10 protein-coding genes, 3 tRNA genes and 1 pseudogene are annotated in these 14,780 nt (G+C 43.5%); 4 read left to right on the top strand and 10 right to left on the bottom strand.

Going from position 1 to position 14,780, the window contains the following annotated elements; genetic code table 11:
- Nucleotides 1-180: 180 nt before the first annotated feature.
- The 5 genes from T344_RS0113615 to T344_RS0113595 form a co-directional block, all read right to left on the bottom strand.
- Nucleotides 181-522, bottom strand: coding sequence for a DRTGG domain-containing protein (locus tag T344_RS0113615; protein WP_027629169.1), 342 nt, complete (start codon nt 520-522; stop codon nt 181-183).
- 2 nt (nt 523-524) lie between these two features.
- The gene (locus T344_RS0113610) at nt 525-1,841 is read right to left on the bottom strand and encodes a [Fe-Fe] hydrogenase large subunit C-terminal domain-containing protein (protein ID WP_027629168.1); all 1,317 of its coding nucleotides are present in this window, start codon (nt 1,839-1,841) and stop codon (nt 525-527) included.
- Between the two features lie 88 nt (nt 1,842-1,929).
- Nucleotides 1,930-2,352, bottom strand: a complete 423-nt coding sequence (locus T344_RS0113605; protein WP_027629167.1) for an ATP-binding protein — start codon at nt 2,350-2,352, stop codon at nt 1,930-1,932.
- 3 nt (nt 2,353-2,355) lie between these two features.
- A complete protein-coding gene (locus tag T344_RS0113600) occupies nt 2,356-2,712 on the bottom strand; it encodes a hypothetical protein (RefSeq protein ID WP_004626261.1) in 357 nt (118 codons plus the stop codon).
- A 63-nt stretch (nt 2,713-2,775) separates the two neighbouring features.
- Complete coding sequence (locus tag T344_RS0113595; protein WP_027629166.1) at nt 2,776-4,431, bottom strand: nucleoside kinase; 1,656 nt, start codon at nt 4,429-4,431, stop codon at nt 2,776-2,778.
- 365 nt (nt 4,432-4,796) lie between these two features.
- Between T344_RS0113595 and T344_RS0113590 the strand changes: the two genes are divergently transcribed.
- The 3 genes from T344_RS0113590 to T344_RS0113575 all read left to right on the top strand — a co-directional run bounded on the left by T344_RS0113590 (nt 4,797) and on the right by T344_RS0113575 (nt 6,688).
- Complete coding sequence (locus T344_RS0113590; protein WP_027629165.1) at nt 4,797-6,419, top strand: peptide chain release factor 3; 1,623 nt, start codon at nt 4,797-4,799, stop codon at nt 6,417-6,419.
- A gap of 113 nt (nt 6,420-6,532) precedes the next feature.
- A tRNA-Gln gene (locus tag T344_RS0113580) sits at nt 6,533-6,609 on the top strand.
- Between the two features lie 3 nt (nt 6,610-6,612).
- Nucleotides 6,613-6,688: transfer RNA gene (locus tag T344_RS0113575), tRNA-Lys, on the top strand.
- Nucleotides 6,689-6,894: 206 nt separating this feature from the next.
- On the opposite strand, the gene T344_RS0113570 is transcribed toward T344_RS0113575, so the two are convergent.
- The 4 genes from T344_RS0113570 to T344_RS0113555 form a co-directional block, all read right to left on the bottom strand.
- Nucleotides 6,895-8,889, bottom strand: coding sequence for an endonuclease MutS2 (locus T344_RS0113570; RefSeq protein ID WP_027629164.1), 1,995 nt, complete (start codon nt 8,887-8,889; stop codon nt 6,895-6,897).
- 551 nt (nt 8,890-9,440) lie between these two features.
- On the bottom strand, nt 9,441-10,511 hold the full coding sequence (locus T344_RS29780; RefSeq protein ID WP_051571857.1) for a DUF4349 domain-containing protein: 1,071 nt from the start codon (nt 10,509-10,511) through the stop codon (nt 9,441-9,443).
- A 157-nt stretch (nt 10,512-10,668) separates the two neighbouring features.
- A tRNA-His gene (locus tag T344_RS0113560) sits at nt 10,669-10,745 on the bottom strand.
- Between the two features lie 174 nt (nt 10,746-10,919).
- Complete coding sequence (locus tag T344_RS0113555) at nt 10,920-13,034, bottom strand: alpha-galactosidase (RefSeq protein WP_027629163.1); 2,115 nt, start codon at nt 13,032-13,034, stop codon at nt 10,920-10,922.
- Nucleotides 13,035-13,418: 384 nt separating this feature from the next.
- Between T344_RS0113555 and T344_RS0113550 the strand changes: the two are divergent.
- Nucleotides 13,419-13,592 (top strand): annotated as a pseudogene (locus tag T344_RS0113550) (zinc-ribbon domain-containing protein); the annotation flags it as partial.
- 72 nt (nt 13,593-13,664) lie between these two features.
- Here the strand turns inward: T344_RS0113550 and T344_RS0113545 are convergent.
- Nucleotides 13,665-14,708 (bottom strand): aldose epimerase family protein, encoded by a 1,044-nt coding sequence (locus tag T344_RS0113545; protein WP_027629162.1) that lies wholly within the window; start codon nt 14,706-14,708, stop codon nt 13,665-13,667.
- Between the last annotated feature and the right edge of the window lie 72 nt (nt 14,709-14,780).

The raw sequence follows: 14,780 nt of genomic DNA, 5'->3' as shown, positions 1-14,780 counted from the left end.
TCACTCCCTCATCCGCTATAAGGCGAATAAAGGAGGTTAATTGGCCATGTGCGCTTTCAAAGTATTGATAAATACTTTGAATATTTCGCACGGCCATAAATTCACAGGTTTGCTTGGAAGGCGAACGCAAGTGAAGTCTTTCAAGCTAACCTCCATGAGCCGCTTAGCGGCCACAAACAGTTATGAAAGCAGCTTTGAATCTATGATTCTCCTGCTTATTTCAAAAGAATTCAACTGTGTTCCGATAATGATTATTCCATTTTCATTTGCCTTTTTCAGTGTCAGCTCCTCTGCCTTGATTGCTTCAGGAATTATTACACAGGCAACCTCGGTCATTAAAGCCACGGCAGGTACATTTACATTTGTAAGAACGGTTATCCATGCATCACCTTTTTGTGCATGGGACATCACCCAGCTGAGCAGATCGCAAATATACACATTTTGAACTTTTACGGATAAATCCGGTATTTTGTCGGTCAACAGTTCACCAGAAATTATTTGCATCAATTCTTTAATATACATTTTTATTCTCCATTTGGATCGTTATCCATTACCGGAGGCACCTTTCCTCCCAGATCTACCATTTCCTCAGCCAGATCACGGATTCTTTGCCTTAGCTTGAAAATACAGTCGGTTTCATTGGCAATCTCTCTTACGATATCCTCGGCCAGGGCTCTGCAGTTTGGCGCTCCGCAGGCACCGCAGTCCAGACCGGGCAGTCCGTCACATATTCTCTCCAGCTTTTCAAGTTTTTCCATGGCTTTCAATATATCATCATCCAGCTTCATAACAGGTTTGTATTCCACATTTGAAGTCCATACCAGTTCCTCAAAGCTTTTGGGAGTCATTTTTTCGGTACAACCGGCAGGAGCCTCAAGAATATGCTTTTTCAGTGTTGTTTTTGCAACAAAAACATTTTCAACCGTCAGCGGACCTCCGAGACATCCTCCCGAGCAGGACAGCGCCTCAACAAAATCAACGTCTGAAAGCCTGTCACCTTCTATTTCATCAAATATCTTAATAACGCTATGTATACCATCGACAGCCAGAACATTTTCAGTCCCCAGCGCTCCGCTTTCCCCTCCGGAATTGGCCCAGTCTATTCCTTCAAAGCCCGCCTCGGAGTACTTGGAGCCATTATGGGGGTTATTCAGTGCCGACAGGACCTTCAGATAGATATCCTTTATTGAAATGACACCGTCCACATAGGACTTTTGCTTTTCATAGGGGGATTTTACGCTGGTTACCTTTGCAGGACATGGAGAAATAAAAAATACGCCGATTTCCTCGGCAGGAATGTTCCGGGACTCCTGCAGCTGGGTTTTTACAATTTTTGCCGCCACCTCCATTGGTGACTCCAGCTTGACGATGTTATCAATCAGGCTTGGAAATCTAACCTGAATCAACCTGACAACTCCGGGACATGCCGAAGATATCATGGGCTTCCTGACAAGGGAGTTTGTGAGCAGCTGTCTGGTCGCCTCGCTGACTATTTCGGCAGCCCGGGCAACCTCGAAAACATGGTCAAAGCCCACATCTCTCAATGCGTTCAAAATATTATCCCGGGAATACTTCTTTTCAAACTGCCCGTAAAAAGAGGGTGCCGGAATAGCTACCTTGTACCTGTAGTCATTTATTATGTCAGGACTGTCGCTGATTGCGGTCTTTGCATGATAGGGACAAACACGTATACACTCGCCGCAATCAATACAGCGTTCCTTAATAATGCGTGCCTTGCCTTTTCTCACACGGATTGCTTCGGTAGGACACCTTTTTATACAGTTGGTGCAGCCCCTGCACTTATCCTTGTCCAGATTGACAGAATGGAAGTACTCGTTCATAATATGTCCTCCAAACCTATTACAATATTCTGTATGGTCAGGTTGCATCCTTTGGGCGAATCCTGCACCCAACATGCAGAATATTATACTAGATAAAATAAACAGTTATAGTTACCTTTGTCCCTATACCCACCTCAGTATTTATATCCAGCTTGTCAGCATATTTTTTCATATTTGGGAGCCCCATTCCCGCTCCAAAGCCCATTTCCCTGATGTTGTCGGATGCGGTAGAATAACCTTCGGTCATAGCAAGCTCCAAATCAGGAATTCCGGGACCGTTGTCAATAATTGCTATGATCACCCTGTCCAGGCATATTTCCACATCAGCCGTCCCGCCGTTTGCATGAATTACAGCATTTATTTCAGCCTCATACATGGCAATAGCCGCCTTTTTTATCTTGTCGGCCGCAATGCCTATCTGGGCAAGCTTTTTCTTAACATTGCTCGAAGCCTCCCCCGCAGCTACAAAGTCATTGGCAGGAATATCGTACTTAAGCTTTATGGTGCTCATTTCCTACCTCCCGGAGTCAAACCCGTTTTTCAGGCCGGCTTCATACAGTTTTCCGCAGGCCGGAAACATTGTGAGGTCTGTTGTCATAAGGACAATATTCTTTTCCAGGGCCAGCTCGATCATACTGTCAAGGGGCTGCTTTCCCCTCACAAAAATTACCGCCCTGATGTCCATCATCTCCGCTGTTCTAATAACCTGCAGGTTTATCAAACCTGTCAGCAAAACTACATTTTCAGTTACATAGGCCATTACATCACTCATCAGATCTGAACCGCAGGCGGATGTAACTTCATAGTCGAGAAGTTCATTTGCTGTTATAACCTGCGCATTTAATATGGTGGCAATATCAAGGAGCTTCATAGGGTTCACCTCGTAAAATATGTATAATTCCTGTAAAGGCCGGCGGCAGCCGGCCTTACTTATTTAGAAAAAACAGCTTCCGCCAACAAATTCTTTAACTATTGAATTGTTTGGAACCTCCTTGCCGTCTATCGGCAGGAAATAACTTAAAAACTCTATAAGCCGCTTAACCTCCGAATACCGTTCATTTTCGGGCCCCAGCTGCATCAGCAGGGGTTCGGCATAGGTTTTCAGCAGGCATAATTCATATACAAGGGAAGAGTTGAACATAATATCTGCATTTTCCTGGTAAGGGAATATGTTTTTCTCTTCACCTCTTCTTACCGACGGCCATCTGTTTATGGTATTGATTGCCGAACACCCCCTGAACTTATTGTCTCTGACAATCCTGCGGATGATCCTGGTGTCGGTGGAGGGTATTCTGTTGTGGTCGTCTATGTTCATGGAAGTTAAGGCACTTACATAAATCTTGAATTTGTCCTCGGAGGAAATTGATGCCGTCAGCCTGTCATTCAGGCCATGTATTCCTTCTATTACCAGAATGGTGTTTTTATTCATTATCATTTTCTGTCCAAAGGCTTCTCTTGAACCTGTTTCAAAATTATACACCGGTATCTCAACTTCGTGTCCTTCCAGAAGGGCAGTCAAATGTTTGTTAAAGAGCTCCACATCTATTGCCTCAAGAGCCTCATAATCGTATTCTCCGGTCTCGTCCCTGGGAGTTTTATCCCTGTTGACAAAATAGTTGTCCAGGGATATTGTCTTTGGCGTATAGCCGTTTACCCTCAGCTGAATGCCCAGCCTGTTGGCAAAGGTTGTTTTACCCGATGACGAGGGACCTGAAATAAGCACTATGCGCTTTTGCTCCTCATGGTTTGTTATCTTGTCGGCTATCTCGGCTATCTTCTTTTCATGAAGCGCTTCGCTTACTCTTATAAGATCGCCTATTTCACCGGCCTTTACAATATCATTCAAGGCTCCTACATTTTCAACCCCCAGTATGCGGACCCACTTTTTATACTCGATAAATACCTTGAACAGCTTCTTCTGTTCTTCAAAATCCGGAAGTTTTTCAGGCTTACCCTTTGAAGGAAACTGGATCACCACTCCGGGATGGTGGAATTTCAGGCTGAAACACTTGATGTAACCCGTATCGGGCACCATGTAGCCATAGTAATAGTCCTCATAGCCTCCACAGTTATACACCGTAACGTACGGCTTTTGCCTGTGTTCCAGAACCGCATACTTATCAAGCCTTCCGGTCTTCTTATACAGCTCCCTGGCACTCTCTGTGGAAACGACCTTTTTCTCAAAGGGCAGTGCACAGCTTACAATTTCATTCATTTTTTTCTGAACAGCTTCCACATCAATTTCTGTAAGTTCTTCATCCCCTCTTATTTCACAGTATACGCCGTTACTCATAGGATGGCTGATAACCGCATTTCTTTCGGGAAACAGTTCATTGACAGCCTTTATAAATATAAAGTAAAGGCTTCTCCTGTATATCCTCATGCCATCCTCATCAGTAAGATCAATGAAAGTCACTTTTGCATCCTCGGCAAGCTCATAGCTGAGTTCCCGGATATCATTATTCACACGGGCGGCCACAACGCTTGACTGGTAGGAATCCTTGAAGCGTTTGGCCAGCTCAAGCAGTGTTGTCTTTTTCTCAATTTCATATTTTTCATTATTTAAAGTTATAAAAATCTTCTCACTCATCAAAATCCCTCCGAATAGTACTACATATTATTCAATATATTAATAATAAGATCTTATTTTATGATCAAATGTTTAAAATAAAGCTTAAAATACCATCAATAAATACATTATACCATTAATTGCATATATAATTGCATATATTCTGTAAGCATACAAATTATCCTTCCATTAACCTGTCAAAATACCGGTCCATAACTATATCAATCCACTATTTTAATTATGTACTCAAAATCTTTCTGTATTCAAGAGTTTTCTTCAAGAATCAAACTTTTAAAGTGCATTCAATTACTATTTGACACCATATTGGCTATAATATAAAATGAAATTTGATTTCAATTTAAATAGAATTGCGAGAGGTTAAATCAATGCCGGATATCAAAGCTGAACTAAAAAAAGAAGTTTCGCGCAGAAAAACATTTGCCATTATTTCCCACCCGGATGCAGGTAAAACAACCCTGACCGAAAAGCTGCTGCTGTATGGCGGCGCCATAAGGCTTGCCGGTTCGGTTAAAGCCAGAAAGGCAAATAAATATGCAGTGTCGGACTGGATGGAAATAGAAAAGCAGAGAGGTATTTCCGTCACTTCCAGTGTAATGCAGTTTGAATATAATAATTTCTGTATAAATATTTTGGATACACCCGGTCACCAGGACTTCAGTGAGGATACATACAGAACCCTGGTGGCCGCCGACAGCGCGGTAATGCTTATCGACGGAGCCAAGGGTGTGGAAGCACAGACAATAAAACTGTTTCACGTTTGTAAATTAAGAGGCATACCCATATTTACATTTGTAAATAAAATGGACCGTGCCAGCAAAGACCCCTTTGAGCTTATGGAGGAGATCGAAAGAGTACTTGGTATACGCTCCTATCCTATGAATTGGCCCATTGGAACAGAAGGTGACTTCAAGGGTGTTTATAATAGAAAGCTTAAACAAATCGAGCTCTTCGGCGGCGGGGAACACGGGCAGTCACAGGTATCCTCCACCGTTGGAAAGGTTGATGACCCCATTTTTGCCGATTTACTTGGAAGCCACTATCACGATAAACTTTGTGAAGACATCGAACTGCTGGATATGGCAGGAGATGAGTTTGATAAGAAGAAAATCCGCAGCGGTGAGCTCACACCTTTGTTCTTTGGCAGTGCCATGACCAATTTCGGTGTACAGCCGTTTTTGGAGGAATTCCTTGAATTGGCACCCTCACCTGGTGTGATAACAACCTCCGAAACCGAAATTGATCCTGAAAGCGACAAATTCTCAGGCTTCATATTTAAAATACAGGCCAATATGAATCCTACCCACAGGGACAGACTGGCGTTCCTGAGAATTTGTTCCGGTAAATTCACGAAAGGCATGTCGGTAAAACATGTGAACGCCGGAAAGGAAATCCGCTTGTCACAGCCCCAGCAGTTCATGGCCCAGGAACGTACTATCATTGAAGAAGCCTATCCCGGCGATATAATAGGTTTGTTCGATCCCGGCATATTCAATCTCGGGGACACGCTATATGAAGGAAACGGCAATGTAAAATTTGAGGGTATCCCAATCTTCCCCGCAGAGCACTTTGCAAGAGTAACCCCTGCCGATACCATGAAACGAAAGCAGTTCATAAAAGGTATCGACCAGCTTTCCGAGGAAGGTGCAATACAGGTGTTCAAGCAGATCGACATCGGTATCGAGGCATTGATTATCGGTGTAGTGGGATCACTTCAGTTTGAGGTGCTGGAGTACAGACTCAAAAATGAATACGGCGTCCAGCTCCGCATTCAGCATCTGCCTTACAGGCATGCCCGCTGGATTGAAAATGAAGGCCTTGACCCGAGAAAGCTGAATCTTCCGAGCACGGCGGTAATTGTGGAAGATAAGCTGGGCAGAAACTCCATTTTGTTTGAAAATGAATGGTCCATCAGAATGGCCGAGGAAAGAAACAAGGATCTGAAGCTGGTGGATATTGCAACCCAGGATTTCAAAGTTAGAAAATTTTAGCAGCACCCCTTGCTTTACAGCCCCTGTGGTTTATATCAGGCAAATAAAAAATTGTTATTATTTTGCTTGACAAAAAGTGCAAACCTCTTTATAATAGGTTTTGCGCTTGACGTTGGGATGTAGCCAAGCCGGTAAGGCACCAGACTTTGACTCTGGCATTTCGTTGGTTCGAGTCCAGCCATCCCAGCCATTTGACCCATTAGCTCAGTTGGCAGAGCACTTGACTTTTAATCAAGGTGTCCGCAGTTCGAATCTGCGATGGGTCACCAGAACCATTGTAACGACAGTGTTACAGTGGTTTTTTAATGTCATATTTAGACACCCCGACCGCTTTGAATACACCTTGATTTTTTGTTTTAATTGTTATGGACAGGCTGACCCCCGGCAATGCGGGGTCAGCCCTGCTTTATATTTGGCATTTCCTTGCAGTCAAAATGTATGACAGCGGTATGCCCTGGTTATCCAAATGAGTCTTTTAATCATCGTATCTGATTATCAGCTCCGGATTATGTCCCTTTTCCATCTTTTTTCTTGCCTTCCGGTTGGCCACAGTATCAAAAACTATGGAGAAATCATAATCCGGAGGATACAATTCGCCGGCTGGGACATGCAGTTTCAGCCTCTTATGTGGGATCAGCCTTTTCCTGTCCCTGGCCTGTATTCCGATTTCTCCCTTATCGTTTGCAGTCTGATAAACAATTCCTATTTCTCTCTGAGGATAAATCATAACACTGTCCCCAATATTGAACCTGCTGCTCCTGTTTGGTTTCGGCGATTCCTTCTCACCCCTCAGCACAGGAGCAGGCTTCGGGTTCAAACTTGCAGGTCCCGACTTTCTCCTGTTGCTTGAAGCCTCCTTTCCATTGTCCTCTTCTGCATTGTCCTCTTCTGCAAACAGGAATTCATCATTATATGAGTTTGTTTGTACAGTGCTTGAAATGAATTTTTGCCCATAAGCCTGTTCATGGGCTATTCTGAGCAAGTGCTCCGGAAAGCCGAGACGTTTGGCTATATAGAGCGCACAGCTTTCGCCGGCCTCTCCTATCTCAAGCCTGTACAGGGGCTTCAGGCTTTCCTTGTCAAAGGCCATGCGTGCATTCACAAGCTTTTCGGCCTTTCTGGCATACTCCTTTATTTCAGGGTAATGGGTGGTAGCTACAAAAAGGCATTCCTTCCTTTTCAGTTCTTCAAGTATTGCTATGGCTATCCCCATTCCTTCGGCAGGATCGGTCCCCGAACCAAGTTCGTCAAGCAGAACAAGACTTTCACGTGTTGCGGTGCTCAGTATGTCAATAATATTGTTGATATGCGATGAAAAGGTTGAGAGATTTTCGGATATGCTTTGCCCGTCACCGATATCGCAAAGTACCATATTGTTCATACAAAACTCACTTCCCTGTCCGGCAGGAACATGCAGCCCGCTTTGCGCCATCATTGAGAGCAGTCCGGCTGTTTTCAGGGCTACAGTCTTTCCCCCTGTGTTGGGCCCGGTAATGATTACACCGTTAATGCCGCAGCCTATCTCAAAATCCAGAGGGACACAGACCGATTGATTCAATAGAGGATGCCGTCCGGCCTTGATCAGCATTTTCCGGCTGACCGCAACTTTAACCGGTATGGCCTTCATCTGTACAGATAATTTTGCTTTGGCAAAAACCATGTCCAGGGTCTCCATAGCATCCATATTCAAATATATTGCCGCTCTTTGCTCATCCACCAGGGCGGTCAGCGTATACAGGATTTTTCTGATCTCATTTTCCTCTTCCATCTGCAGCAGTGATATTTCGGTCTGAAGCTTTTGAACGGCTACAGGCTCAATAAACACCGTTCCCCCTGTGGTGGAGGTATCAATAACAGTACCTGTCACCAAACTCCTGTACTCTTTTTTCACGGGCAGCACAAAATGCCCGTTCCGTATTGACACAAAGCTGTCTGTAAACCATTCCTTTTTACTGCGGAGCAGGCTGTCCAGCTTGGTTTTGACCTGGCTTCCGGTGCTTTCCAGCTTTCTGCGTATATCCCTCAGTCTTGGAGATGCAGAGTCGTCAACGCGGCCGTTTCTTATTGATCTGTCAATCTCCTCCAGCAGGTCGCCAAGCTCATTTATAGAACCACCGTAATAAGCAATTTCTCCGCCTAAAGCTTCAGCTTTTTTTAAATATGCTTTCATACGCCTGCAGGAAATCAGGAACTGTGCTGCCAGTACCAGCTGATCGGGCACCAGCATCGCACCTTTTGAGCATAACTCAAGTATTTTATCCAGGTCGGTCATTGCTGCAAGCGGCGGTGTGCCCTGACTCTCAAGAATACGCCTGGCATCAGTGGTCTCCTGCATCCTTTCCCTGCACTCCGCTTCGGACAGGTAGGGCTTAAGCTTCGACAGTTTGGTCCGTGCCCTCTCCGACATTGCAAACTGGCAGAGCATATCAATTATTTTGTTATATTCCAAAGTATCCGCATAATTATTCATAGTTGTTCTCCTCTCACATTTCACTGCTGAAATTATTAAAACAAAAGCCCGTGACAGCACTCTGCCCAACATTCAGGCTGAAGTTCCAGCCATAAAGGTTCAGAATATCGTGAAACATAAAAAGCGTGACCAGGACGAACCTGTCACGCTTAAAGGACAACTATTAAATTCCGGTAGACCAGGAATACAAATAAAATCAGCAGGCAATTTATATAAATAATACTGTTATTTATATAAATGCTGTCAAATACCCATATACAACAGGCTGAAATCCAGTCCGGAAAAAAATGTTTGCAAAGCATTCTGTAACGTACAATGACAAAATGACAAATTGTACGAAAAAGCAGGTGTCACAATGCTACCAAAAGGTACCATCAATAAGGCATACTTAAATAAATGGTAATAACCTGTTTATTTAAAAGCCTACAACTATTTAGTTGTTTTGCACCTTTACAGATAATGCAGACATCAAAAATCCTCCTATAGACTAAATTTCCAAATCATAATAGCATATACAATTTCATGTGTCAAGGTTCAATATTAATTGACAGCTATTTTTCAGAATTGTCATCAGATGCCTTGGAATCTGTTGACTCGGCAGAATTTTCCAGAATATCAGACTTATCCGATCCCGCCTTGGATTTTCTGTATTTCCCCCTGATGATCCTGTAAGCCGCAAAGCCTATTACCCCCAAAGGTATCAGCACCGGTAAAGCGGCTGCAAGAGCCACGATCATATCCTGTGTAAACTTCCACAAACCGGTTACGCTGTTTTTAAAGCCTGCTGAAATGCGGTGGAAAAAACCGTCATTTTCCTTTGGCTGAATCGGTTTGATTTGTACAACTTCGTTTATATTTACTGTGAATGTGGAGTATTCAACAAGGGAATCCCATTTTTTAAGGGTACCTGTCAGATTTTCTATTTCATAATTTGTGGTTTGAAGCTCTTTCTCGATTTTGAGTATATCCTCCATCTTTGCTGCCTTCTTCAGCAGCTCCAACAGCCGTTCCCGCTGTATCTCAAGGGACTTCAGCCTGGCCTCTGTGTCAAAATACCTGTCTGTTACATCCTCGCCATTGGATTGTTCAAACACCACAGTCCCAAACTCCCTCAAATCTATGAAGGCCTGACCGTATTTTGCCTTGGGCACTCTGAATACGTATACCGCACTCCTCATACCCTGAAAACCAATTCCTCCCCCATTAACCGAAGTACTCTGCTGATAAGCTCCGATAGAAGTCATATAATTGCACAATTCATTTCTGGTTTTATCAAATTCCAGGGTTTGGAAATCCATCCGCCCTGTAAATATTATTTTCTGGGCGATATTCACAACACTTGAGTTTTGAACCGTATTCTGCTGTTCGGCGCTTTGATCGGCAGCTGTGGTAAACCCGCCACCTTCCTCCCCGTTGATACGGGCTGAGGTTACCTGCACCGCGCTGTCGCCTCTTTCGTCTGACGCCGTATTTCCATCATCGGCAGCACCGGTAAATCCGACCGAAACCTGTTTGCTTTCTGCCCTGGGAGCAGCGCTTGTTTGTGTACTTGCGCTTCCGCAGCCCATTAATGAAAAAGCTAAAACTGCAATAATAATTCCTGAAGCCAGTCTTTTTATCATGCCATTTTCCCCCTTTAATCCTTTAAGAAGCTATCTTGCATTTATTTTCTATGCTTATAGACGAAGTAAATTGAGAAAATGTTGCAGAAACTGGTGCAATATGTAAAAAGGTGATTATACCGGACAAAAAAAAGTATAAGCTGACGCTTATACTTTTTGGGGTGAATAGTGGAATTCGAATCCACGGCCTCCAGAGCCACAATCTGGCGCTCTAACCAACTGAGCTATACCCACCATATCTCATGTCCCGCAAGACACATTTGATATTTTACGGTACAAAAGAGTATTTGTCAATAGATTTTACAATTTATTTTAATATGCTTCAATAATGTTATTGTCAACACTTTCGGCCGTTTATATTCTCTCCGGGATATAGCAGCAGTTGTTTATCTCAAAATATACACATCCCTATTCCCCAAGCTTTTTTATTTTTAAAAGGGCACTGTCAAAGTCACCTTTCAAACTCAGAGGAAGGCCTATATGCATAAGTGTACTGCCATAATAGATCCTGTTGCTCTCCTCACTGCCGGCAGCCTGTACCAGATACCTCGAATTCTTTAACAGGCCCTGGAGTTTCAGCCTTTTACAAGGGTCCCCAAACTTTTGAGAGTGAAGGAATGCAAATACAACACTTTCCTCATCCGATTCCGAGATGTACTGTACTGCCGAAACCGGGGAATTTCCGGGTGAAAGCAATCTGTACAATCTGCCGTTCTGGACGATATGTCTTATACTTTTATATTCATCAATATGACTGCTGTACAATGACAGCTCTTCAGCCGTCAGATTGCCGATATTCGAACCAATGCCAAGTCCCCCGCACATGGCCGAGCGGAATTTATAGCTGATATCCCTCCTGCCGCTTCTCCTGTAAGACGGGTGAGTATCCGTTACCCAGCACATCATAATTCCGGGGTTGTAAAAATTGGTGAACCCTTCCTGTATGAAAAGTCTTTCATAGGGGTCGGTGTTGTCACTGGGCCAGCTTTGATCGGCATATCTGAGTATCCCCGGATCTATGCGACCTCCCCCGCCTGCGCAGGTTTCAAGTTCCACCTGGGGAAACTCGCTCCTCAAGGTGTCCCATATCTCATAAAGCGCATCCACATGAGCCCTCCACAGCTCCCTGTGATCCACCCCGTCGCGGGAGCCCAGATCGGTTATCATCCTGTTCATGTCCCATTTGAGAAAAGATATATTGTTTTGAGCAAGCAGGGAGCGAAGCATACCCAGAAGGTATTCCCTTACCTCTTTTAATGAAATATTAAGAACGTACTGGTTGCGGGACTGCATGGGCTCTACGCCGTCTATATGGTAAATCCATTCGGGATGGGCTCTGAACAGGCAGCTGTCGGGATTTACAGCCTCCGGTTCCACCCAGATGCCAAAATCCATACCCAAACCATTTACATATGAGATGAGTTCTCCCAACCCGTTGGGAAATTTGCCGGCATTCGGCGTCCAGTCTCCAAGTCCCGCATTATCTCCATGCCGTTCTCCAAACCAGCCGTCATCCACCACAAACAATTCCACACCCATGGATGCAGCCTTATCGGCAAGCTTCATCTGCTCCTTGACATTTACATCAAAGGTAGTGGCCTCCCAGGAATTGTAAAGAACCCGCCTCGGCTTCGACGCAGTTGTAATATGAGCCTTCTGGAACCTGTGAAGCTTCCGGCTCATTCCTCCGAAGCCTCCGTTTGAAAAGCCGAAAAAGAACTCAGGTGTCTCAAGACTTTCTCCCTGACCAAGGGTCTTGAAGAAATCCGAATCATTCATACCCCCGGTAACTCTTATATTATCGAATATGGTTTTCTCTACGGATATCTTCCAGTTGCCGCTGTAGGCAAGCTGTCCGAACCAGACATTTCCGTTCTGCTCGGTGGCACCCTCTTCATAGACGGCAAAGGATGGATTGAAATGGGGTCCGGTTATGCCCCTTTTTGACTGCATTGTGAATACACCTGTGTTAACAGGGGCATCATTGATAACAAACTCCCCCGCCCACTTTCCGGTAACGTATCTCATGAAAGGCCTTTCAAGCTGCGGCAGGCTCAATGCTGCCGACTGAAAATTTTCTACACTGAGCGGGCTGCCAATGTTATTCAAAATCGCCTTCCTTGAAATAATATCCAATTCTTCATAAACCACATACTCAAGAATAAGCTGGAATTCCCTGACCTTGTCCTCAAGTGTGATTCTCAGGGTCTGAACCCTATCCTGTCCATTGAAGATTTCCCAGCCGGCAAATTCTGTAAAAACCACACTTTCACCGCCCTGCTGCAGTTTAAGGCAGGGTTCGGCAAAGCTGCGCCCGTTCCAGCAGGTGAACTCTTCCCTGTCCAAGTTTGTATCGGGGTCAAAGGAGCTGTGAAAGTTAACTTCCATGAGTTCGGCACAGTCTTCGGCATTTACCGGTTCCCCCCAGTAAAGGTTCTGGAGATATCCTCCCACTCCAAAAATATATGACATACCCCTGGTACTTAAATGAAAGAGCTTTTTATTTTCATGAAATACTATCATGGCCTGTTCCTTTCAAATATATATTTTTTAACTATATTATTAATTTATATTAATCATTTGAATTTCTGAATAAAAATACTTATCAGCTTCCATAATACCATTTTAGATAATAATAAACGTCATGAAAATAGACTAAAAAATTAAAATGATGGATTATATTACGGTAAATTTTTTTCTGATATACTTTCATAATGTTATTGTCAATACTTTGTCAAATAAAATTATTTCCAAATATAACAAATTTCTTGCTTATTATTTGTGCAGATAGTATAATATAAGTGCTAAGGCTTATAATTTCTTATTCTTATTTGTACAATCCTTTTTCGCTCCGTAATGTTTAAGGCTTTATATGCTCAGCAATAAAAATTTTTTGGAGGTATTCCAATGCAAGACAAAACTCTTACTTGTAAAGATTGCGGCGCAACTTTTACTTTTACGGTTGGCGAGCAAGAATTCTACGCGGAAAAAGGATTCACAAACGAGCCTGCAAGATGTCCTGAATGTAGAAAAGCTAAAAAAGCTTCACAAAAAAGTTCTAACGGTGGATTTTCTAGAAGATAGGTTTGTGCCAACAGGTACTGTACAACAATTAACCCCTGGTTGATTACCAGGGGTTTTTGTTTTGTTTGATTATTTAGTAGTAAATTTATATATTGTAACATGGTGATACTTTTCTCCCGCTTTGAGAACAGGTGAAGGAAAGTGCTTGTGTTTCATTGCATTGGGAAAGTACTGGGTTTCCAGGCATAGCCCGTTTCTTTTGCCGTAGACGGCATTTTCCTTTCCGTTGAGGTTATCGAGGAAATTTCCCGAATAAAACTGCACACCCGGTTTAGTAGTAAACACCTGCATCAAACGCCCGCTTTCGGGATGATATAACTCAGCTGCCGCTTCCCCGATATTTCCTTTAGTATTCAATACCCAGTTGTGATCATAGCCTCCGCCGTTTTTAATCTGTTCATCGCTGCTGTCAAAGCCATCTGCAAAATTCCTGAGGGCGGTAAAATCCATTACGGTGCCTTTTACGCTTCTGATCTCTCCGGTTGGGATACACTCATCATTTACAGGCGTAAAGCTGTCTGCATTTATATAAATCTGGTGTTTCAATATATCGCCCGATGCATGCCCGCCCAGATTGAAATATGCATGATTTGTCAGGTTCACTACCGTATCCTTGTCTGAAACCGCATTGTAGTCTATAACAAGCTCATTTTCCCCGGTTAAGGAATATTCAACCTTCACATCAACCTTTCCCGGATAATTTTCCTCTCCATCGGGACTTGTATGGGTCAGTACAAGCTTCTCTCCTATGACCCCGGCCTTCCAGACAACATTGTGAAAACCTGTTATTCCGCCGTGCAGATGATTTTTTCCATCATTTTTTGCCAGTTCATATACTTTTCCGTTGAGCTCAAATGCGGCACCTTCTATTCTGTTAGCGTGCCTTCCTATAAGTGCTCCCAGGTATCCGGGATTTTCAATATATTTGTCAAGGTTCCTGTAGCCCAAAGTCACATCTGCCATATTCCCGTCCCTGTCGGGCACTGTGATTGAAACTATTATGCCGCCGAAATTGATAATATCAACTGATACTTTCCTGGAATTTGTCAGAGTAAAAATATCTACCTGTGTTCCGTCGGGCAAAGTACCGAAATAATTCTTTGTTATACTCACTGTTATATCCTCCCCAAATATGAATTAATAGAATAAACCGTACTTAACAGGTTATCTTCCAATTTATTTTAT

Source organism: Ruminiclostridium cellobioparum DSM 1351 = ATCC 15832 (assembly GCF_000621505.1).
Classification (GTDB): Bacteria; Bacillota; Clostridia; order Acetivibrionales; family DSM-1351; genus Ruminiclostridium; species Ruminiclostridium cellobioparum.
Note: the sequence above shows the minus strand (reverse complement) of the source record. Positions and strands in the feature narration are given on the sequence as shown.

What these genes read in the sequence shown, in the direction of transcription:
- T344_RS29780 (WP_051571857.1), bottom strand. Translation starts at nt 10,511, where the DNA reads ATGATAAAAAGACTGGCTTCAGGAATTATTATTGCAGTTTTAGCTTTT.
- T344_RS0113605 (WP_027629167.1), bottom strand. Translation starts at nt 2,352, where the DNA reads ATGAGCACCATAAAGCTTAAGTACGATATTCCTGCCAATGACTTTGTA.
- T344_RS0113595 (WP_027629166.1), bottom strand. Translation starts at nt 4,431, where the DNA reads ATGAGTGAGAAGATTTTTATAACTTTAAATAATGAAAAATATGAAATT.
- T344_RS0113615 (WP_027629169.1), bottom strand. Translation starts at nt 522, where the DNA reads ATGTATATTAAAGAATTGATGCAAATAATTTCTGGTGAACTGTTGACC.
- T344_RS0113555 (WP_027629163.1), bottom strand. Translation starts at nt 13,034, where the DNA reads ATGATAGTATTTCATGAAAATAAAAAGCTCTTTCATTTAAGTACCAGG.
- T344_RS0113570 (WP_027629164.1), bottom strand. Translation starts at nt 8,889, where the DNA reads ATGAATAATTATGCGGATACTTTGGAATATAACAAAATAATTGATATG.
- T344_RS0113590 (WP_027629165.1), top strand. Translation starts at nt 4,797, where the DNA reads ATGCCGGATATCAAAGCTGAACTAAAAAAAGAAGTTTCGCGCAGAAAA.
- T344_RS0113600 (WP_004626261.1), bottom strand. Translation starts at nt 2,712, where the DNA reads ATGAAGCTCCTTGATATTGCCACCATATTAAATGCGCAGGTTATAACA.
- T344_RS0113610 (WP_027629168.1), bottom strand. Translation starts at nt 1,841, where the DNA reads ATGAACGAGTACTTCCATTCTGTCAATCTGGACAAGGATAAGTGCAGG.